This is a genomic window from Sphingomonas larreae (assembly GCF_051400595.1).
Lineage (GTDB): Bacteria > Pseudomonadota > Alphaproteobacteria > Sphingomonadales > Sphingomonadaceae > Sphingomonas.
In genome coordinates this window covers 495436-515753 of sequence record NZ_JBLFFI010000001.1, presented here as the reverse complement: position 1 = coordinate 515753, position 20318 = coordinate 495436, and the positions used below count along the sequence as shown (strand labels likewise).

Annotated in this window: 16 protein-coding genes; 5 read left to right on the top strand and 11 right to left on the bottom strand. The window is 69.2% G+C overall.

What is annotated here, in order from left to right; all coding sequences use genetic code 11:
• Window positions 1-101: 101 nt before the first annotated feature.
• Both metC and ACMGDM_RS02235 read right to left on the bottom strand, forming a co-directional pair.
• Window positions 102-1295, bottom strand: coding sequence for a cystathionine beta-lyase (metC, locus tag ACMGDM_RS02240; protein ID WP_436802510.1), 1194 nt, complete (start codon window positions 1293-1295; stop codon window positions 102-104).
• Window positions 1292-2188: a sulfurtransferase gene (locus ACMGDM_RS02235; protein ID WP_436802509.1), complete on the bottom strand. Its 897-nt coding sequence runs from the start codon at window positions 2186-2188 to the stop codon at window positions 1292-1294. The genes metC and ACMGDM_RS02235 overlap by 4 nt, the downstream gene beginning before the upstream one ends.
• 74 nt (window positions 2189-2262) lie before the next feature.
• Between ACMGDM_RS02235 and queF the strand changes: the two genes are divergently transcribed.
• From queF to ACMGDM_RS02220, 3 genes are all read left to right on the top strand, one after another.
• Window positions 2263-2709: a preQ(1) synthase gene (gene queF, locus ACMGDM_RS02230; protein WP_436802508.1), complete on the top strand. Its 447-nt coding sequence runs from the start codon at window positions 2263-2265 to the stop codon at window positions 2707-2709.
• Window positions 2710-2832: 123 nt separating this feature from the next.
• The gene (locus ACMGDM_RS02225) at window positions 2833-5106 is read left to right on the top strand and encodes a glycosyltransferase family 4 protein (protein ID WP_436802507.1); all 2274 of its coding nucleotides are present in this window, start codon (window positions 2833-2835) and stop codon (window positions 5104-5106) included.
• Between the two features lie 45 nt (window positions 5107-5151).
• Window positions 5152-6432, top strand: coding sequence for a glycoside hydrolase family 130 protein (locus ACMGDM_RS02220; protein WP_436802506.1), 1281 nt, complete (start codon window positions 5152-5154; stop codon window positions 6430-6432).
• Between the two features lie 153 nt (window positions 6433-6585).
• Here the strand turns inward: ACMGDM_RS02220 and ACMGDM_RS02215 are convergent, their stop codons facing one another.
• Complete coding sequence (locus ACMGDM_RS02215) at window positions 6586-8541, bottom strand: OPT family oligopeptide transporter (protein WP_436802505.1); 1956 nt, start codon at window positions 8539-8541, stop codon at window positions 6586-6588.
• A 436-nt stretch (window positions 8542-8977) separates the two neighbouring features.
• Between ACMGDM_RS02215 and ACMGDM_RS02210 the strand changes: the two genes are divergently transcribed.
• Window positions 8978-10264, top strand: a complete 1287-nt coding sequence (locus ACMGDM_RS02210) for a homoserine dehydrogenase (protein ID WP_436802504.1) — start codon at window positions 8978-8980, stop codon at window positions 10262-10264.
• A 37-nt stretch (window positions 10265-10301) separates the two neighbouring features.
• Here ACMGDM_RS02210 and ACMGDM_RS02205 read toward each other — a convergent pair whose 3' ends face one another.
• The 3 genes from ACMGDM_RS02205 to ACMGDM_RS02195 all read right to left on the bottom strand — a co-directional run bounded on the left by ACMGDM_RS02205 (window position 10302) and on the right by ACMGDM_RS02195 (window position 12849).
• Window positions 10302-10820: a hypothetical protein gene (locus tag ACMGDM_RS02205; protein WP_436802503.1), complete on the bottom strand. Its 519-nt coding sequence runs from the start codon at window positions 10818-10820 to the stop codon at window positions 10302-10304.
• Between the two features lie 382 nt (window positions 10821-11202).
• Window positions 11203-11541 (bottom strand): DNA primase, encoded by a 339-nt coding sequence (locus tag ACMGDM_RS02200; protein ID WP_436802502.1) that lies wholly within the window; start codon window positions 11539-11541, stop codon window positions 11203-11205.
• Window positions 11542-11598: 57 nt separating this feature from the next.
• The gene (locus ACMGDM_RS02195; RefSeq protein WP_436802501.1) at window positions 11599-12849 is read right to left on the bottom strand and encodes a multidrug effflux MFS transporter; all 1251 of its coding nucleotides are present in this window, start codon (window positions 12847-12849) and stop codon (window positions 11599-11601) included.
• A 110-nt stretch (window positions 12850-12959) separates the two neighbouring features.
• Between ACMGDM_RS02195 and ACMGDM_RS02190 the strand changes: the two genes are divergently transcribed.
• Complete coding sequence (locus ACMGDM_RS02190; RefSeq protein WP_436802500.1) at window positions 12960-13916, top strand: isopenicillin N synthase family dioxygenase; 957 nt, start codon at window positions 12960-12962, stop codon at window positions 13914-13916.
• Between the two features lie 235 nt (window positions 13917-14151).
• Here ACMGDM_RS02190 and ACMGDM_RS02185 read toward each other — a convergent pair whose 3' ends face one another.
• The 5 genes from ACMGDM_RS02185 to hflK all read right to left on the bottom strand — a co-directional run bounded on the left by ACMGDM_RS02185 (window position 14152) and on the right by hflK (window position 20269).
• Window positions 14152-14670 carry a phosphoribosyltransferase gene (locus tag ACMGDM_RS02185; RefSeq protein WP_436802499.1) on the bottom strand — a complete coding sequence of 173 codons (519 nt, stop codon included), beginning with the start codon at window positions 14668-14670 and terminating at the stop codon, window positions 14152-14154.
• 148 nt (window positions 14671-14818) lie between these two features.
• Window positions 14819-16453, bottom strand: a complete 1635-nt coding sequence (locus tag ACMGDM_RS02180) for a helicase HerA-like domain-containing protein (protein ID WP_436802498.1) — start codon at window positions 16451-16453, stop codon at window positions 14819-14821.
• Window positions 16454-16628: 175 nt separating this feature from the next.
• Complete coding sequence (locus tag ACMGDM_RS02175) at window positions 16629-18167, bottom strand: Do family serine endopeptidase (RefSeq protein ID WP_436803611.1); 1539 nt, start codon at window positions 18165-18167, stop codon at window positions 16629-16631.
• A 111-nt stretch (window positions 18168-18278) separates the two neighbouring features.
• Window positions 18279-19154, bottom strand: a complete 876-nt coding sequence (gene hflC / locus ACMGDM_RS02170; RefSeq protein ID WP_436802497.1) for a protease modulator HflC — start codon at window positions 19152-19154, stop codon at window positions 18279-18281.
• Complete coding sequence (gene hflK / locus ACMGDM_RS02165) at window positions 19154-20269, bottom strand: protease modulator HflK (RefSeq protein ID WP_436802496.1); 1116 nt, start codon at window positions 20267-20269, stop codon at window positions 19154-19156. Before hflK ends, hflC begins: the two co-directional genes overlap by 1 nt.
• Window positions 20270-20318: the final 49 nt, after the last annotated feature.

Here is a 20318-nt window from a genome sequence, read left to right as displayed (position 1 = left end):
CGAGGGTCTCGTCCGGCGCGTGAGTGGCACCATGGATCCCGGCTCAAGGCCGGGGTGACCGTTACCGAGGTGGCCGCCGAATAGCCGGGCCGACCGACCCTCTAACCCGCCATCACCCCGCGCCATGCCGCGAGCCCGCGCTCCAGGTCGGCGATGAGATCAGCCGGATCCTCGAGCCCGATCTGCAGCCGCACCAGCGGTCCCTCGAACGCGCATTCGGTGGCGCTGCGGTGACGCTTCGGGTCGATCGGCACCGCCAGGCTCTCGAACCCGCCCCAGCTGTAGCCGATGCCGAAATGGTCGAGCGAGTCGATCAGCACCGTGCGCGCCGCGTCGTTGCCGCCCGCCAGCACAAACGAGAACAATCCCGACGCCCCGGCGAAGTCGCGCCGCCACAGGTCATGCCCCGGACAGGACGGCAACGCCGGGTGGAGCACGCGCGCCACCTCGTCGCGTCCTTCGAGCCAGCGGGCTACCTCCAGCGCGCTGCGTTCGTGCTGCGCCAGCCGCACCGCCATCGTGCGCAGCCCGCGGCTGCCGAGGAAGGCGTCGTCCGCGCTGATCACCTGACCGAGCTGGAAGCTGGTGTCGCGCAGCGCCGCGAAGCGACCGGGTGCGGCGGTGACCGAGCCCATCATCACGTCCGAGTGGCCGCCGACATATTTGGTGCAGGCGAGCACCGAGTAATCGACTCCGAGCCCGATCACCGGAAAGAGCAAAGGCGTCGCCCAGGTGTTGTCGATCACGGTCGCGACACCACGCGCCTTCGCGGCGGCGACGATCGCGGGCACGTCCTGCACCTCGAAGGTGAGGCTGCCGGGGCTTTCCATGAAGATCACGCGGGTGCGGTCGCCGATCAGCTCGGCGATGCCGGCGCCGATCATCGGGTCGTAATAGCGGGTGGTGATGCCCATCCGCGCGAGCATCTTGTCCGCCAGCGCGCGGGTCGGGTCATAGGCGCTGTCCACCAGCAGCAGCTCGTCGCCCGGCGACAGCAGCGTCAGCAGGCAGGCCGCGATCGCCGCGACGCCCGAAGGATAGAGGAAGGTCGCCTCCGCGCCCGGCTCCAATTCGGTGAGCGCGTCGGCGAGGCTCCACTGCGTCGGCGTGCCGCGGCGACCGTAGAACAGGCGATGATGCGTGTCGCGCGCGCCGGTGGCGCGCAGGTGGGCGACGTCGTCGTAGAGGATCGTCGAGGCGCGCCATACCGGCGTGTTGACGATCCCGCCGGTCCATTCGTCGCGGCGCCCGGCCTGGACGACGCGCGTGGCGGACTTGAGCGGCTCGTCCTTCATGCGGCGCCGGTCGCTTTCGCGGTGGTCGGGTCCGCCCCCCATTCGGTCCAGCTGCCGTCATAGACCGCGGCGTCTCGGCCGAGCAGGTGCGCGCCGAAGGCGAGCACGCTGGCGGTGATGCCCGAGCCGCAGGTCATCACCATGGGACGATCGAGGTCCACGCCGGCGTCGCGGAAGGCGGCGGCGAGCGCCTCGCCGCGCTTCCAGCGGCCGTTGGCGTCGAACAGGCGCTTGTAGGGCAGGTTGCGCGCGCCGGGGATATGACCGGGCGCGACGCCGGCGCGCGGGTCAGGTTCCTCGCCGGTGAAGCGAGCGGCGGAGCGCGCGTCAACGATCTTCGCGGTCCCCTCACGCTGGATCGCGCGCATCGAGTCGAGATCGACGATACCGTCTCGCCTGTCTGCAGGGAAGAAAGCGGGGGCCGGTGGCGCTTTCGCGGACAGGTCCTGGGCCCCGGCATTCACCCCCGACCTGTCGCTTGCGGGGAGCGGAGGGTCGCGCGTCTCGAGCGCGCGCCATGCCGCCATCCCGCCGTCGAGCAGCGCCACGCGCTCATAGCCGAACGCGCGCAGCATCACCCAGGCGCGCGCGGCCGTGTAATGCGGCGCGTCGTCGTACAGCACGATCCGGTTCGCGGTGCTCACCCCCAGCCGCGCCATCCGCTCGGCAAAGCGCGCCGCGTCGGGCATGGTCGAGGGCAGCGGCGCAGCCGGATCATGGAAGCCTGCCAGATCCATAAAGCGCGCGCCGGGGATGTGACCGGCGGCGAACTCGGCGGCATGATCGCGCGGCGGCTCGCCGGGCAGCAGCGCGTCGTAGCTGGCGTCGAGCACCACGAGATCGGGCGCGCCGATCTCGGCGGAGAGCCATTCGGCGGAAACGAGCGGTTCCATGCGCTCGTCATAGCCGCGCGCGGCGGCACGGCAACAGGTCGCATTCCGCAGCGCGTGTGCCTATGTGCGGGCGCATGACCCCGATGCACCTTGGCCAGAACAGCCCGCTGCCCGCCTCGCCGCAGGAGGCGGTGCTCGATTATGTCCCCAACCCGCGCCCCGGCCAGACCTATTTGGTGCGCTTCACCCAGCCCGAGTTCACCTCGCTCTGCCCGGTGACCGGCCAGCCCGACTTCGCGCATCTGGTGCTGGACTATGTGCCTGGCGAGACGATCGTCGAGTCCAAGTCGCTCAAACTGTTCCTCGGCGCGTTTCGCAACCACGCCGCCTTTCACGAGGATTGCACGGTCGGGATCGGCCAGCGGCTGTATGAGGAGATGCGCCCGCGCTGGCTGCGCATCGGCGGCTATTGGTATCCGCGCGGCGGTATGCCGATCGACGTGTTCTGGCAGTCGTCCGCGCCGCCGGCCGATCTCTGGCTGCCCGATCAGGGCGTAGCGAGCTATCGCGGGCGCGGGTGATCGCGTCCCGCCGCGCCGGGTATCGTGCAGTGCAGCATAGCTGCAACCATTCCGCTCATGGCTGGTTCATACCATGAGCCGGGAGGCGGGTGGCCTCCTTGCTGCATGAGCGAAGGCGTAGGGATGAATCAATCGGCTGTTCCGCAGGACGTCAACCACATCGCCCTGATCGGTAACTTCCTGCCGCGACAGTGCGGCATCGCGACCTTCACGACCGATACGTACAGCGCGCTGCGCGCGCGCTTCCCCGATGTCCAGGTCGACGTCTATGCGATGGACGATCACCCGGGCCGCTACGATTATCCCGCCGCCGTCACCGCCGCGATTCCGCAGCACGATCGCGCCGCTTATGTCTCGACCGCACGCCGGATCGAGGAGAGCGGTGCGCAGGTGCTGTGGCTCCAGCACGAATATGGCATCTATGGCGGCGACGCCGGGGCGCACATCTTCGCGCTGCTCGATCGGCTGACGCTGCCGCTGGTGGTGACGCTCCACACCGTGCTCGAGAAGCCGAGCGCTGCCGAGCGCACCGTGCTGGAGGGGCTGCTGCGCCGCGCCTCCAAGGTGATCGTGATGGCGGAGCGGGGCCGCGAGATCCTCGAGCGCGTCTATGGCGCCAGCCCCAAGTCGATCGCGACGATCCCGCACGGCGTGCCCGATCGCGCCTTCGCGGACCCGAACGCGTTCAAGTCGCGGTTCGGCTGGGACGGCAAGCGCGTGATCTTCACCTTCGGGCTGCTCGCCCCCGGCAAGGGGATCGAGACCATCGTCGAGGCGATGCCGGCGGTGGTCGAGAAGAATCCCGACGCCATGTATATCGTGCTCGGCGCGACCCACCCCAATCTGGTGGCGCATGAGGGCGAGAAGTATCGCGAATCGCTCAAGGCGCGCGCGACCGAGCTCGGTGTCGGTGACAATGTCGCCTTCATCGACGCCTTCGTCGATCACGACGACCTGATCGACTATCTCCAGGCGGCGGACATTTACGCCACCCCGTATCTCAACCCGGCACAGATCACGAGCGGCACGCTCAGCTACGCCGTGGGCGTCGGCAAAGCGGTGATCTCGACCCCCTATGTCCATGCCACCGAAATCCTCGCGGACGGGCACGGGGTGCTGGTCGACTTCCGCGATTCCGCCGCCTTCGCGCGGGAGATCAACAATCTCCTCGGCAGCGCGCGCAACCTCGAACGACTGTCGTCGCGTGCTTATGCGCGTGGCCGAACGATGATCTGGCCTCGTGTAGTGGAGCAAGCAATGGACGAGATCGCGACGAGTATCGCGACCAGGCCGCATCGCCTCCGCGGCAGCGGGGACACCGACACAAAGGTGTTGCCTCCCGATATCGCGGCCGTCGAACGGATGAGTGACTCGACCGGGATGCTGCAGCACTCAATCTACTCGGTGCCCGACCGGCGTCACGGCTATTGCATCGACGATAATGCGCGCGCGTTGATGCTGATGAGCGCGGTGCCCGACCTGGAGCCGGCGACGCGCGACAAGTGGATGACGATCTACGCGTCGTTTGTCCAATATGCGTGGAACCCGGAGGCGCGGCGCTTCCGCAACTTCATGAACTTCGACCGGACATGGTGCGAGGACGTTGGCTCCGAGGACTCGAACGGCCGCACGCTCTGGGCGCTCGGCGTCACCGCGCGCGATGCGCACGAGCCCAAGCATCGCGACTGGGCGCGCGCCATGTTCGACTCGACCGCGACGCTCGCGCTCGAACTGCACAGCCCGCGCGCGCAGGCATTCGCCATGCTGGGCGCGGCGGCGATGCTGGAGGCGTCGCCGCGGCACGAATTGGCGACGCAGATCCTGCGGCGGTTCCCGGAGGAGCACCTCAAGCTGCTCGACGCGGCGCGCCGGCCCGAGTGGGGCTGGTTCGAGATCGTTCTGGCTTATGACAATGCGCGCCTGCCCGAGGCGATGCTGCGGGCGGGCGTGGCGCTCGATCGCCCCGACCTGATCGCCTGCGGCGTCGACACGCTCGCGTGGATTATGGCGAAGCAGACCGCGCCCGAGGGTCACTTCCGGGCGGTGGGCTCGGAGAGCTTCGGCCGTGTCTATGCCGAGCCGCTGCCGTTCGACCAGCAGCCGCTCGAAGCGCAGGCGACGATCGATGCCTGCGCCGCCGCGTTCGACGCCACGGGTGACGCGCGCTGGTACGACGAGGCCAAGCGCGCCTATGATTGGTACCTCGGCGTCAACGACCTCGATCTGCCGCTGGCGACGCAGCGCGACGGTGGCTGCTTCGACGGGCTGATGCCGACCGGGCTCAACCGCAACCAGGGAGCGGAGTCGATCCTCGCCTTGCAAATGGCCTCGTGCGCGATTTCGGGGCTTTCAAAGCGCGCCGGAAAAGTGGCAGGGGCACAGCGCGACGTCGCCTGAGCGGCGACGCGCGCGTACCGACGTCCACTATCGCGAGGCTGGTCCTTGGAGCTGTTCAACCACCGGCTGCGCCTGCATGCCGATCCGTCGCGCGTCGTGGTGCGCCCGTTCCACATCGGCTGGATCGCCAACGCCAACGGCGTCAGCCGCTCGCAGCGGCTGATCAGCGAGGTGCTCGACATGTCGCCGCAAGAGGCGCGCGACCAGCTCGACCTGGTGCTGAAGGACTTCGAGGCGCGCCACTGGCAGACGCGGCGCGTGTTCATGACCCGCTATGACGAGATCGCGGCGGCGCATGACCTCGACGGCAGCCGCATCAGCGACGAGAAGCGCCAGCTGATCGGCGCCTATTTCTGCCACGAATATAGCTACGCCGCCGCGGCGCTGATGAACCCCAGCGCGGTCGCGCATCCCGATCAGAGCGGGATGGAGGAGGGGGCCCAGCGCATCCTGATGAGCCTGCGCGCGGTCGGCGAGGGGCATATTTCCTCCGTCGCCTTCCGCGAGGGGATAATCACATCGGACAATGAGCTCAAGCTCGCGCCCGAGCCGCCGTTCGCGACCGCCACCGACGCCACCGGCACCGACGAGGAGGCTCCGCCGACGGGGCCGGTGACGGTCCATCGTCATCGTGACAGCACGCTCTCGGGCACGGTGATCTTCCCGATCACCGATGCGCAGTCGAAGGGGCTGGAGGATCTGCGGCTGGTCCAGTTCCATCACGACGACGGCACGATCGAGTGGCTGGGCACCTATACCGCGTATAACGGCGCCACGATCCAGTCCGAGCTGCTGCGCACCCGCGACTTCCGTGCCTTCGACCTGGTGCCGATGACCGGCAGCGCCGCGCGTAACAAGGGCATCGCTTTGTTTCCGCGCAAGGTGAACGGCCAGTATCTGTCGATCGGTCGGCAGGACGGTGAGAATCTCTATCTGCTCAAGACCGACGATCTCACGCACTGGGACGACGGCGAGCTGATCCTCAAGCCCGTCTTCCCCTGGGAGTTCGTCCAGATCGGCAATTGCGGACCGCCGATCGAGATCGACGAGGGCTGGCTGCTGCTCACGCACGGCGTCGGTGCGATGCGCAAATATTCGATCGGCGCCGCGCTGCTCGACAAGGACAATCCCGCGCGCGTGATCGGTCGCACCCGCTCGCCGATCCTCGCCGCCGCTGACCAGGACCGTGAGGGCTATGTGCCCAACGTGGTCTACACCTGCGGCGCGATGAAGCACGGCGACAAATTGTTCATGCCCTATGGCATCGCCGACAGCTCGGTCGGTTTCGCCTTCGTCTCGATCAGCGAGCTGCTCGCCAAGATGTAATTGGGCGGGGCGGGGCGGGGCGAGCCGCGCGCCCTCCGCCAATATCCCCGTCATCCCGGACTTGATCCGGGATCCATGTCGCCGCACGAACAACGCTTGCTGCGTGCGCGGCGCGATGGATCCCGGCTCAGGGTCGGGACGACGGCCCGAGACTCACGCGACGGCGAGACGACGCGCCCGACGGTACAGCATCCACGCCGCCGCCGCGAACAGCAGCGTTCCCGCCACCAGCGCGATCTGCTCGTGTCCGCTCACCAGCGCGAGCGGTGCGTCGGTGCCGCTCTCATAGACGATGCCCGCGAAGACGACGTTCCACAGGCTCTCGCCGACGATCATCCCGGTCGCGGTGAGCACGCCCAGCCGCTTCGTCGCCTCGACATCGGCGGTGCGCTCGGCCCAGCGATCGTAGCGATGGCCGATGATCGCGCCGATCACCACGGTCAGCGTCGCGGACATGGGCAGGTAGATGCCGAGCCCGACCCCTAGCGGCGGCAGCCGCAGCTTGCCCGCGCGCCCCAGCGCCTCGTCGAGCAGCACGAACACCGCGCCCGCGGCGGCGCCCCAGCCGATCATCGTCCAGTTCAGATCGCCGCCCAGCACGCCCTGCGCCAGCGCCGAGATCAGCGCGGCCTGCGGCGCCGCCAGGGCGTTCGGGCCGGCGCCCGGCATGCCCGCGAAGCCGAACGAGGTGTAGAGCAGCTGCATTACCGGCGGCACCACCAGCGAACCGAAGCATACCCCGATCACCAGCGCCACCTGCTGCTTCCATGGCGTCGCGCCGACCAGCTGCCCGGTCTTGAGGTCCTGCAGATTGTCGTTGGAGATGGTGGCGATGCCGAAGACGATACCGGTCACGATCAGCGCGTAAGCGACCAGGGCTTCGGTTTCGCTCTGCCCGCCGCCGCGGCCAAACCAGCCCGCCAACAGCGTCGCCGCGGCGAGCACCGACAGGATGCCGATTCCCGAAACGGGCGAGTTGGACGCGCCGATCAGCCCGGCCATATAGCCGCACACCGCCGCGATCACGAGCCCGACCACCAGCACGAACAACAGGCTGCCGGCGATCAGCAGCCATTCGCTCCCCGCCAGCGGGCCGCCCGCGATCACGCTGTGGAGCAACAAGGCGACCGGCACCAGCAGCGCCAGCGTGCCCGCGGCGACCACCGCGAATGGCAGGTCCTGCTCCTCGACCGCCATGCTCGCGCCGCGCTTGGCGCCGAGCGAAGCGCGCAAGCCGGCGCCAACCGGCGCGGCGATGCGCAACAACGTCCAGATCGCGGCGACCCCGATCACCCCGGCGCCGAAGAAGCGCACGTCGGTGCGGAACACGTTATTGGCCCAGACGGCCACATCGCCCGCCTGCGGTGCCATGGCGGTGAGGATCGGCAGCACCAGCCACCAGCCGACCGCGACGCCGAGCAGGATCGCCATGCCCGCCGAAAGGCCGATCAGATGGCCCGCGCCGAGCAGCGCGAACGACAGCCCGCCCGTGATCCCGGTCGCGCCCGCGCCGACGCGGAAAAAGGTGGCCGCCTCGGCCGCGACCAGCCGCGTCTGGGTCATAATTGCGAAGGCCGCGGACGCCAGCGTGCTGCTGAGGATGGCGGCGAGCCCGCGCGCGCTCTCGCTGCCGCCGGTGCGGCTCTCCTCGCCGACCTTGAGTACCTCCGCGGCGGCGCGTCCCTCGGGATAGGGCAGCGGTGTGTCGACGACGAGCGCGCGGCGCAGCGGCACCGAGAACATCACGCCGAGAATGCCGCCGGTGGCGGTGATCGCGGCGGTGGTGAGGAAGGGGAAGCCCTGCCAATAGCCGATCATCACCAGCCCGGGCAGCACGAAGATGATCGCTGCCAGCGTTCCCGCCGCCGATGCGACCGTCTGGACGATGTTGTTCTCGAGGATCGAGGCGCCGCGAAACGCGCGCAACACTGCCATTGAGATCACCGCGGCGGGGATCGAGGTGGCGAAGGTGAGCCCGATCTTGAGCCCGAGATACACGTTCGCGGCGGTGAACAGCAGCGTGATGACGCCGCCGAGCAGGATGCCGCGAAGGGTGAGTTCGGCGGCAGCAGTGGCGGCACCACCGAGATCAGTGGAATGTTGGTTCATCCCGCGACCGTGGCACAGCGCGGCGAGTGATGACAGAGGTCGAGAAGGCCGTTCGAAGAACCTGTCGCAGTCGAGGACGATGGCCGGCCCGTTCCCGCCCGGGAGGGAGCGGCCCTGCGCCGCTCCCTCCGCTCGCATGCCGGTTCGACCGGCTGCATCCTATCCATCCTGCCCGCGCATTTTATTTTGTCGAAGAGGTGCGGCGACTCGGACCCTATCCGAGGTGCGGACCAAAAAAAAGGCCGGGCAGAGCCCGGCCGAAAAGTTTTTAGGAGAGGATGCCTGAAAGGCACGGCTTTTGTGCATCGCACCACGCCATGACGCAAGTGCAATATTTCCAACTCTAGTTGCATTAACTGCAATCGGGTGGGCGCCGCCTCGCCTCGACAGTCGTGCCGGCACCGCCTAGCAAGCGACAGCGAACGGAGGGATCAGGATGGCGCAGGCGTTGCGGGTGGCATTGGCGGGGCTGGGTACGGTCGGCGGCGGCGTGATCCGCGTGCTCGAGGCCAATCGCGAACTCATCACGCGTCGCGCCGGTCGTTCAATTGAGGTCGTGGCGGTGTCCGCGCGCGACCGCAGCAAAGACCGCGGCGTCGATCTGACGCGCTTCACCTGGGTCGACGACACCGCCGCGCTGGCCGGGGCGGACGCCGATGTCGTGGTCGAGCTGATCGGCGGCGCCGACGGCCCGGCGCTGACGCTCGCGCGCCGTGCGCTCGGCGCCGGACGCCATCTCGTCACCGCCAACAAGGCGATGCTGGCGCATCACGGGCTCGAGCTGGCGCGCGCCGCCGAGGCCAACGGCGCCGCGCTCAAGTTCGAGGCGGCGGTGGCGGGCGGCATCCCGGTGATCAAGGGGTTGCGCGAGGGCGCCGCAGCCAATGCGATCGCGCGCGTCTACGGCATCCTCAACGGCACGTGCAATTTCATCCTCTCCAAGATGGAGGCGGAGGGGCGCGACTTCGCCGATGTGCTCGCCGAGGCGCAGGCGCTCGGCTATGCCGAGGCCGACCCGTCGTTCGACATCGACGGGGTGGATGCCGCGCACAAGCTCTCGATCCTCGCCAGCCTCGCCTTTGGTACCGCGCCCGCCTTCGCGCAGGTCGCCGCCAGCGGGATCCGCCACGTGCTCGCCGCCGACATCGCCGAAGCCGCGGCGCTCGGCTATCGTATCCGCCTCGTCGGCGTCGCCGAGGGCAACGGCGCGGGACTGTTCCAGCGCGTCCACGCGCATCTGGTCCGCGCCGATCACCCGCTGGCGCATGTCACCGGCGCCACCAACGCGGTGGTGGCGGAAGGCAATTTCGTCGGCCGGCTGCTGTTCCAGGGGGCCGGAGCGGGCGAGGGGCCGACCGCGAGCGCGGTCGTTGCCGACCTGATCGACATCGCGCGCGGCGAGTTCGGTCCGCCCTTCGCCATGCCCGCCGCCGCGTTGGCCGAGGCCGCGCCGGCGCCCAGCGGCGAGCGCCGCGGCCGTGCCTATCTGCGCTTCGCGGTCGCCGATCGCGTCGGCGTGCTCGCCGAGATCGCAGCGGCGATGCGCGACGCCGGCGTGTCGATCGAGAGCCTGATCCAGCGCGGCGCGCTCGCGGACGGCAGCGTGCTGGTCGCGATCGTCACCCACGAGGGGCCGGAGCGCTGCGTCGCCGCTGCGCTCGAGCGGCTCCGCGGCTCACAGAGCCTGCAAGGCGAACCGATGTGGATGCACATCCTCGATTGAGGCGGTGACGCCACCCGGCGTCAGCCTTGTTCCATGCTCAAGGGTGGACGCGCCCGGTCAGGTCGGGCGCGTCGAGATCGATCGCGATCCGTTGACCCTTGACGGGCTTGCGGCGGAACGCACTGGCGATGTCGTGGACGAGCCGGCGGGTGTCGGTCGCCTCGCCAGGCGCCTCGCAGCGGCTACCGGGTGCCACCAGCTTCTGGACGCCGCGCACCAGTGCGGTGCCAAAACCGAGCAGATCGACGCCGGTCGTGCAACCCCATTGGCTGGCTCCGCAGGGCGTCGCCTCCGCCCGCGCGGCACCCAGGCCGGTCCGGTCACGGTTGATCGGGATGGGACCCGGTGGCGCAGCTTCTTCCGGCAGCGGCAGCGACTGATCGGGCACCGCGCCGGCGCACACGACCACCTCGCGCTCCCCGTCACGGTGGTCGCGCGTGCACGATTCGTCGGCGACCGGCACGAGGATTGAGATGCGATCGGGCGGTGCCGCAGCGGGCGTCGCCGCCTGAAGCGCGAGGAAGAACAACATCGGCGGCAAGGGTGCGCCTGGCACGGGCGTGGCGTCAACCCGGCCGCATACTCATCCGCGCAATGCGTAGATACAAGCGATTGAGCGCACGAGAGTATTCGCGACAGGTGGCGGTGTCTGCTCGCTTACGGGCAAGGCGCCACTCCGGGCCGGTTGAGCGCCCGTCCCGTTCATGCCCTTGGTCAGCATGCTAGCGGCTGATCCATTTCGTCTGACGTGCCAACGTTCTCCGACGAACGCCGGACTCTGGGGACACCAACGTTAGCGCCTCTCGCCTGCGCGGGAGCCCGGTTCAGCTTGGGTGAAGCAGCCTCCGGCAGCCTCACCACGGCATCGCGCTATCGGACGTGTCGCGGCACCGGCCTGCTCGGGCGAGCGCGTCAATCGCGCCCGCCCGTGCGTCTGGTCAAGGGTTCAGCGCAACATCGTCGCGGTCGTCAAGCTCGTCGTCGTCGACGCTGCCGTCGTCGAACTCTTCCTGCACCTCATCCTCTTCCACGTCGGCCTCGTCCGGATCGGCGTCGCTGTCCTGCTCGGCGACTTCGCCGTCGACCATCTCCAGCTCGTCCTCGTCTTCCGCCTCGTCGTCCTCGCCGACATCGGGGTCGAGATCGGTGATGATCGTGCCGTCGCTCGGGCCGTCACGGGTAGCCTCGAGGATCTCGGCGCGCTGGCTCTCGTCGTAGCCGTCCTCGTCATAGCCGTCGTCGCCGGGACCCTGACCGTGGATATGCTGTCCGCCCATGCCGATCTCCTCATCTACGATGCCGGGACGAACGGCAGGCGAGGGCGCACGGTTCCGTCAGCGCGCCGCGAACAGCCGCCCGCGCTCGGTCACCAGCACGTTCGCCAGCGCGGCGACGCCGGCGCAGAGGAAGCCCGCGTTGAGCGGCACCGTCGTGCCGTCGAACTGCTGGCCGATCAGCGCCCCGATCGCGGCGCCGATGGTGACGCTGATGAAGCCCTGCACGCTCGAGGCGGTGCCCGCGATATGCCCCATTTTCTCCATCGCCATCGCCGAGAAGTTCGAGCTGGAGAGGCCGAAACAGCCCATCGCCACCGCCTGCAGCACGGCGAACCCGACGAGCGTCTCGTGCCCGCTCAGTGCCAGCAGCAGGTGCAGCCCGGCGACGAGGATCAGCGTCACCACCGCGGCATGGCCGAGCCGGCGCGTGCCGACGCGCATCACCAGCCGCGCGTTGGCGAGATTGGCGACCGCCATTGTCCCTGCGGTGGTGGCGAAGATCAGCAGCAGCAGCCGCGGCCGACCGAACACGTCCGCCATCACCTGCTGGATCGAGTTGATATAGCCGTACAGCGCGCCCATCAGTGCGGTCGCGGCGAGCGTGTAGCCGAGCGACGAGCGATCGCTGAGCGTGAGCTTCCATCCCGCGGCTAGCCATGCGAGCGAGAACGGATGGCGGTCCTCGGCGTGCAGCGTTTCGGGCATGCGGAGCGCGAACCAGCCGAGCACCAGCAAGGTCACGCCGCCGACCGCCCAGAAGATATCGCGCCAGCCGCCGAACAGCAGCACGATGGTGCCGAAGCCGGGCGCCAGCACGGGGACGATCATGAAGACGATGAAGGTCATCGACATCACCCGCGCCATCGCGCGCCCCTCAAAACAGTCGCGCACGATCGCCACCGTCGTCACCCGCGCCGCCGCGATCGCCAGCCCGGCGACCACGCGCGCGGCGAGCAGCAGCGCGAAGCTGCCGGCCAGCGCACACAAGGCGTTCGCCACGGCATAGACCGCCAGCGCGGCCAGCAGCGAGCGGCGCCGGCCGAACCGATCCGCGAGCGGGCCATGCAGCAGCTGCCCCGCGCCGAACGCGATGAGGAAGGCGCCGATGACATATTGCCGCTCGTTCGCGCCCGGCGCGCCGAGCGCCGCGCCGATCGTCGGCAGCGCGGGCAGCATCGAGTCGATCCCCAGCGCGGTGAGCGCCATCAGCGCCGCGATCAGCGCGACAAACTCGGGCAGCGGGATCGGCGGTGCGGCGACGGAAGACGCGGGGTGCGGGGTGGGAGGCGAGGCGGGGGGCGTCGACATGCCGCGCGGCTTAGGTGGCGGGCGCCGCGGTGTCACCTCGCCGCGCGCGCGGGTAGCAACCCGGATCGGGAAGGTTTATTGCCCGCCCATCAACCGATTGGACCGACGTCATGCTCGATACTCCCGCCGCCGCGGTGCCCACGCTCAGCCTCGCCGACCAGGACCGCGACCCCGACGGCTTCGCTGCCGCGCTGGGAGGCTCGTTCGAGCGGTTCGGCTTCGCCATCGTCGCCGACCATGGCGTGCCGCAGGATCTGATCGAGCGCGCCTGGGCCGAGACTGCGGCGCTGTTCGCGCTGCCGGAGGCGGAGAAGCGCGGCTATCACGTCCCCGGCGCGGGCGGCGCGCGCGGCTACACTCCGTTCAAGACCGAGATCGCTAAGGACGCCAAGCACGTCGACCTCAAGGAATTCTGGCACGTCGGGCGCGAGCTGCCGGTGGGGCACCGCTACGCCGCGGACATGCCGGCCAACGTCTGGCCGGCGCGGCCCGAAGGGTTCAAGGATACGTTCCTCGCGCTGTTCGAGGCGTTCGACCGCGCCGGCGACCGGCTGCTCTCGGCAATCGCGCGCCACCTCGGGCTGGCGCCGAACTGGTTCGATCCGGCGGTCAAGGACGGCAATTCGGTACTGCGCCTGCTCCATTATCCGCCGATCCCGGCCGACGCCGAGGGCGTGCGCGCGGGCGCGCACGAGGACATCAACTTGATCACGCTCTTGCTCGGCGCCGAGGAGGCCGGGCTGGAGCTGCTCGAGCGCGACAGCGGGCGCTGGCTCGCGATCAAGCCGCCGGCGGGAGCGATGGTGGTCAATGTCGGCGACATGCTGCAGCGGCTGACCAATCACGTGCTGCCCTCGACCACGCACCGCGTCGTCAACCCGCCGCCCGAGCGCCGCGGCCACTCGCGCTACTCGATGCCCTTCTTCCTGCACCCCGCGCCCGACTTCCTGATCGAAACGCTGCCGCAGACGATCAGCGCGGAGAACCCGAACCGTTACGCGACGCCGATCACCGCCAACGGCTATCTGCACGAGCGGCTGGTCGAGATCGGGCTGATCAAGAAATAGGAGGGGCGCGGGCGTCTCGTCGCTTCGGCGACGTGCCGTACTCCCTCGGGCTAGCGTCATTTTGAACTCGTTTCAGGATCCACGGCGCCACCTACTCAGCCGCTCGAAGGTTCGCGGCACGGCGGATCCTGAAACAAGTTCAGGATAACGTTCGAATTGAACCGTCGGTGTCTTTCGCGAATGAGCGAGGGCAGGCTCGGGCGCGCGACGTCTTGAGCGAAGGTCGTCCCCGTCCTCAGGCGATCCGCTCGGGGCGCTCCGCTGCATCGGCGGCGATCGCGCTGTCGGGCGCCATCGCCTCCCACGGAAAGACGAACCAGTCCTTGGTCACGGCGCGGTCGATCACGCGCGCGGCATAATCGACCCGCTGCGCCGAACCGACATTGTCGATCAGCGTGGCGAAGCGGACGGTGCCCTCCGTCGCGCCGGCGCGCGCGAGCATGTCGCGCAAATGGCCGATGGTGCGACCCGAGTCGTTGATGTCGTCGATGAACAGCAGCGGCTCGCCCGCGCGGGTGCGCGCCGCCAGTCGCTCAATCGCGTCGGCAGCGAGCGCCTCCGACTGGGAGGAATAATCCACCGCCAGCATCGGCAGCCCGGTGGCATGACTGAGATAGACCGCGGGGATCAGGCCGCCGCGACCGATGCCGATGAGATGGGCCGGCACCCAGTCGGCGGCGGCGGCGAGCGAGTCGGCGAGCGCGCGCACGGCGGCGACGAGCTCGGCGTGGGTGATGGCGGTGTAGGTCGGCATCGCGGGCGTGTAGCGCTGATGGCGCGTGGGGGCGAGGGGGCAGGCCCGATCGCAGGCGTCGCCCCTCCTCACTCGCATCGCCCCGGCGAACGCCGGGGTGAGAGCGTTCCGATGCAACACCGGGATCGCTGCCTAGATCATCGCCCCCTTAGCGCCGCAGCAAGCCCCCCAGCACCCCGCGCATCACCGAGCCGAGCAGCCCGCCCGAGGCGCTGCCGCCGCGCCGTCCGCCGCCAAGCACCGCCTTGGTCACTTCATTGGCCACCGTCCGCCCGAGCGCCGACGACGCCGAGCGGGTCGCCGAGGTCAACGCGCGGTTCCACGGATCACTGGCGCGCTCGCGCTCCTCCGCCCGCTGGATGCGCTCGGCCTCGCGCTGCGCGGCGACACGCTCGCGCGCGGCGCGGGCCTCCGCCTTGGCCTGGAGCGCCGCGGCCTTGCTCGCCTCATCCTGCGCGGTCGCGGCGGCACGCGCGGCGGCCGCCTCCTGCGTCTTGGCGGCGAGCAGTTCCTCGGCCGACTCGCGGTTCACCAGCGTATCGTAGCGATCACCGATCGCGTCCGTGGAGAGCAGGAGCGTGCGCTCCTCCGGCGTCACCGGACCGACGCGGCTCGACGGCGGCCGCACCAATATTCGCTCAACCGCGCCGGGCGAGCCGTCCGGCTGGAGCAGCGACACCAAGGCCTCGCCGGTCTTGAGCTCGATGATTGCCGCCGCCACGTCGAGATCCGGATTGGCGCGGAAGGTCTGCGCCGCTGCCTGCACCGCTTTCTGGTCGCGCGGCGTGAAGGCGTTGAGCTTGTGCTGCACGCGGTGGCCGAGCTGCCCGGCGACCTTGTCGGGGATGTCGATCGGGTTCTGCGTGATGAAATACACGCCGACACCCTTGGAGCGGATCAGTCGCACCACTTGCTCGATCTTGTCGAGCAACGCGTCAGGCGCATCATCGAACAGCAGATGCGCCTCGTCAAAGAAGAAGCACAATTTAGGCCTGTCGAGGTCGCCAACCTCCGGAAGCTGTTCGAACAACTCGCTCAGCAGCCACAGCAGGAACGTGGAATAAAGCTGCGGTGCGGCCATCAGCTTGTCGGCCGCCAGGATGTTGACGATGCCATGGCCCTGGTCGTCGTGGCCGAGCAGGTCGGTAAGCTCGAGCGCGGGCTCGCCGAAGAAGTGGCTCGCGCCCTGGCTGCGCAACTGGAGCAGCGAGCGCTGGATCGCGCCGACCGACTGTTTGGAAACGTTGCCCCAGCGTGCGGTGAGTTCCTGCGCACGCTCGGCGACATGCGCCAGCACCGCCTGGAGGTCGTCGAGGTCGAGCAGCAGCAGATGCTCGTCGTCGGCGAGCTGGAAGGCGATCGTCAGCACGCCCTCCTGCACCGCGTTGAGCCCCATCAGCCGCGCGAGCAGCAGCGGCCCCATCTCGCTCACCGTCGTGCGCACCGGGTGACCCTGCTCGCCGAACAGGTCCCAGAATTGCACCGGCGTGGCGGCATAGCTCCAGTCGGTCAGCCCGATCTCGGCCGCGCGCGCGGCGAAGGCGGCGTGCGTCTTGGCGGTCGGGGCGCCGGGCATCGCGAGCCCGGCGAGGTCGCCTTTCACGTCCGCGACGAAGCAGGCGACGCCCGCGCGCGAGAAGCCCTCGACGATGCCCTGGAGGGTGACGGTCTTGCCCGTGCCGGTCGCACCGGCGATCAACCCGTGCCGGTTGGCCCGCGCGAGCGGGAGCCATCGCGGATGTTCGCCACCCGCGCCCGCACCGATGAAGATCCCGTCCGCCAAGGTCGTCGCTCCTGCCGCTGGTGGCACCTGACCTATGCCATAGGGTGCGAGACGTGCGGCGTCACGAGGTCTGCCGACCCAGCGCGCGGGGAGGCGGCCAATGTGGCCGATGCCAACGAGAAGGCCGCCGCGCCTCGCGACGCGGCGGCCCTGGCCGTTACCGATGCGGCTCGGCTTACTTGATCTTGACCGCGATGAAGCCGCCGCCCTGGCGACCACGCGTAATGTTGAGCAGCACCTGCGGCCGCCCCGCCGCCTTGGCTGCCGCCACCACGCGCGCAACGTCCGCGGCCGAGCGCACCGGCTGCGAGTTCACCGACGAGATCACGTCGCCGCGACGCAGCTTCTGCCCGGCGTCGCTCGACGGATCGGTCGCCGCCACCACCACGCCCTGCACGGTCGAATCAACCCCGATCGAGCGCGCGATCTGCGGCGTCAGCGGCTGGACGGTGAGACCGAGCGAGTTCGACGCAGGCGCGGCCTGCTCGCCGTCATCGCCGCCGCCGAACGAGTCATCGTCGTCGCCGCCGGCGCCGGTCAACGCTGCCATCTGGTCTTCCGACGGGCGCGTGCCCACCGTAGCGTTGAGCGTCTGGCGCTTGCCGTCGCGGATCACGTCGAGCCGGATCGTCGACCCCGGTGCGGCGTTCGCTACGAGGTAGGACAGCGTCTTCTCCGGCGTCACCGCCTGGCCGTTGATCGCGGTGACGACGTCGCCCGCCCGCAATCCCGCCCTGGCGCCGGGGCCGCCGGGCTCGACGCGGCCGACGATCTCACCCGAATCCTTGGGCAGGCCGAGCGCCGCTGCCATGTCGGCGTTGACCGGCTGGATGCTCACGCCGAGATAGCCGCGCTTGATCGGCTGCCCCTTCATCAGCGTATCGATGATCGGCTTGGCTTCCGTCGCGGGAATGGCGAAGCCGATGCCGATATTGCCGCCCGACTGCGAGTAGATCTGGCTGTTAATGCCGATCACCTCGCCGTTGAGGTTGAACATCGGCCCGCCCGAATTGCCCTGGTTGATCGCGGCGTCGGTCTGGATGAACGTGTCGAACGGTCCGCCACCAGTCGAGCGGTGCACCGCCGAGACGATGCCCGCGGTGACCGTGCCGCCGAGCCCGAACGGTTGGCCGATCGCGACCACCCAGTCACCCACGCGCGCACGGCTCGAGTCGCCGAGCCGCACGAACGGCAGCGGGGTGGCTGAGGTGATCTTGAGTACCGCAATGTCGCTGGTCGGATCGCGGCCGACGAGCTTGGCGGTGTATTCCTTGCGGTCCTGCAGCGTGACCGTGATCGACTCCACGGTGGCACCGCGCGAGGCGGGCGCGATCACGTGATTGTTGGTCACGACATAGCCATCGGGCGAGATCAGGAAGCCCGAACCGAGCGACGTGCCCTCGCGCGTCACCGGCGCGCCGCCACCGCCGCCGCCGCCGAACTGGCCGAACAGGTCGCCGAACGGCGTGCCCGCGAACGGGTTGGCCGATTGCTGGACCGTCACCTTCTGCGTGGTGGAGATGTTGACCACCGCCGGCTGCAGCTTGGCGACCAGATCGGCGAAGCTCATCGGCGCGCCAGCGCGCGGAGCGGAGGCGCTCATCGAGCCCGGCTCGTTCTGCGCGACCTGCGCGGTCGCCGGGTTCTGCAGCGTCAGCGACGCCGCGGTGCCACCGAGCAGAAGGGCGCCGGTCAGGGCGTAGGCATAACGCACTTTCTTCATGTCCTCTGGATCACCCTGTCGAATAAAGCGGGAACACAATGTGCTGTGACGAACAGGCGATGAACGTCGTTTGAATATGAACGCGCGACACCGCCGCTGGTTCTATCGGCGCCCGCCCTCGAACTCGCGGAGATAGCCGTTGTTCGGGCTCATGATGATATTGGTGCTGCCCTCGGGCTGCGGCCCGCCGTCGGCACCGAACGTGTGGCGATAGCTCTGCATCGCCCGATAGAAATCATAGAAGTCGGCGTCCTTGCTGAAGGCGTCGGCGTAGATCCGAGCCGCCTGCGCGTCTGCTTCGGCGCGGACGATCTGCGCCTGCTTCTGCCCCTGCGCGCGGATGGTATTGGCCTCCTGCTGGCGCGCGGTACGCATCCGTTGCAACGCGCTCTCGAGCGGGCTGCCATCGGGCAGATCGGCGTGCTTGATCCGCACGTCGACGATCTCGGCACCATATTGCTTGGCGGAGCGACCGAGCGACTCTTGGATCTCGTCCATCACGCGCCCGCGCTCGGGGCTGAGCAGCGTCGCGAACGGCACCTTGCCGAGCTCGTTGCGCAGCGCGGTGCCGAGCAGCGGCCGGAGCTGATCGGCGACCCGCTCCTCGGTGTTCGAGGTGCTGCCGGTCGAGGTCACCGCACGCAGCGGATCGACGATGCGGAAGCGCGCGAAGGCATCGACGTTGAGGCGCAGCTGGTCGGTCGAGAGCACCAGCGTGTTGTCGAGGTCGGCGTCGAGCACGCGCTTGTCGACCCACACGATCTTGTCGACGAACGGGATGCGCGCGATCACGCCGGCGCCGGTGCGGCCGATCGACTGGCCGGGCTGCCATTGATTGACGAGTCGAACCGGGTTGTTGAGCCGCAGCACGACGGCCTGCTGCGTCTCGGGCACGATCGCGAAGGTTGCCGCGGCGACGATCACCAGCGCAAGCGCGAGGAGCCCGGCGGCGACGGGGTTGCGGAGCCAGACGGGCATCAGCGCTGCCCCCCGCTGGTCGGCGGCGTCGTCGTGGCCGCGGGTGGCGTGGTCTGGCTGGTCGCGCCGGGTTCCTGCAGGCGGCGCGCGCGGTCGAGCGGCAGATACGGGGTCACGCCCGGAGTCTCGACGATCGTCTTGTCGGTCTTGGCCAGCACGGCCTCCATCGTCTCGTAATACATGCGGCGGCGCGTCACCTCGGGCGCGAGGCGATATTGCGCGTACACCTGGTCGAACGCCGAGGCCTCGCCCTGCGCGCGCGCGATCACCTGCTGCGAATAGGAACGGGCGTTGTTGAGGTTGCCGACCGCCTCCTGCTGCGCGGCGGTCACCGCGTTGAAGTCGTCGGCGAGCTGCGACGGCGGCGCGGCCTGTTTGATCGACACGCCCTGCACCTGGACGCCAGCCTGATAGCTGTTGAGGATCTGCTGCATCGTCTCGGTGACCCGCGCCTCGATCTCGGTCCGCCCCGCGCCGATCGCCTGGTTCAGCGTGGTGGTGGCCAGCACCGCGCGCATCGCGCTCTCGGCGGTGGCGCGCACCGTCTCCTGCGGGTCCTTGATCTCGAACACATAGTTGCGCGCGTCCGAGACGCGCCAGCGCACCGTATAGGCGAGATCGATGATATTCTGGTCGCCCGTCAGCACGGTCTCGCCGCCGTCGCGCGGAAACTCGTCGGTGCGCACCTGCTCGACGTCCACCTTGGTGACGTTGACGATCGGCGCAGGCAAGGTGACGCGGATACCGGGCTCGAGCATCCCCGAGTAGCGCCCGAAATAGGTGACCACGCCGCGCTGCTGTGGCCCGATCTGGTGGAACGAGGTGAGCAGCAGCCAGATCAGCACCAGCACGCCGACGCCGAGCAGCCACAGCATGCGTGGGCTGGTCCCGAGCGGCAACTGCGGCCCGCCGTCACCGCCGCTGCCTCCGCCGCCGCCGCCGCGCGCGCGGCGGATGAACTCGTCCAGCGCGGTCGGCTTGGCGCCGGCGCGCTTGGCGCCGGGCGGGACCGACCACGGGTTGCGCGGGCCGACATTGTCGTCGTTGCCCCAGGGTCCGTTACTCTGTGCGGCGAGGGGGATGGGGCGCCGAAGCCAGCGTCGCGAGATGATCATCCCGCCTTTATAAGTGCGGATCGGCCGAAAAACAGTGGCAAGCCGCGAC

Bases quoted from the DNA above. Each gene is read 5' to 3' on its own strand.
- ACMGDM_RS02210 (WP_436802504.1), top strand. From the start codon at position 8,978: ATGGCGCAGGCGTTGCGGGTGGCATTGGCGGGGCTGGGTACGGTCGGC.
- ACMGDM_RS02185 (WP_436802499.1), bottom strand. From the start codon at position 14,670: ATGCCGACCTACACCGCCATCACCCACGCCGAGCTCGTCGCCGCCGTG.
- ACMGDM_RS02225 (WP_436802507.1), top strand. From the start codon at position 2,833: ATGAATCAATCGGCTGTTCCGCAGGACGTCAACCACATCGCCCTGATC.
- ACMGDM_RS02215 (WP_436802505.1), bottom strand. From the start codon at position 8,541: ATGAACCAACATTCCACTGATCTCGGTGGTGCCGCCACTGCTGCCGCC.
- ACMGDM_RS02235 (WP_436802509.1), bottom strand. From the start codon at position 2,188: ATGGAACCGCTCGTTTCCGCCGAATGGCTCTCCGCCGAGATCGGCGCG.
- queF (WP_436802508.1), top strand. From the start codon at position 2,263: ATGACCCCGATGCACCTTGGCCAGAACAGCCCGCTGCCCGCCTCGCCG.
- hflC (WP_436802497.1), bottom strand. From the start codon at position 19,154: ATGCCCGTCTGGCTCCGCAACCCCGTCGCCGCCGGGCTCCTCGCGCTT.
- metC (WP_436802510.1), bottom strand. From the start codon at position 1,295: ATGAAGGACGAGCCGCTCAAGTCCGCCACGCGCGTCGTCCAGGCCGGG.
- ACMGDM_RS02200 (WP_436802502.1), bottom strand. From the start codon at position 11,541: ATGGGCGGACAGCATATCCACGGTCAGGGTCCCGGCGACGACGGCTAT.
- ACMGDM_RS02195 (WP_436802501.1), bottom strand. From the start codon at position 12,849: ATGTCGACGCCCCCCGCCTCGCCTCCCACCCCGCACCCCGCGTCTTCC.
- ACMGDM_RS02190 (WP_436802500.1), top strand. From the start codon at position 12,960: ATGCTCGATACTCCCGCCGCCGCGGTGCCCACGCTCAGCCTCGCCGAC.
- hflK (WP_436802496.1), bottom strand. From the start codon at position 20,269: ATGATCATCTCGCGACGCTGGCTTCGGCGCCCCATCCCCCTCGCCGCA.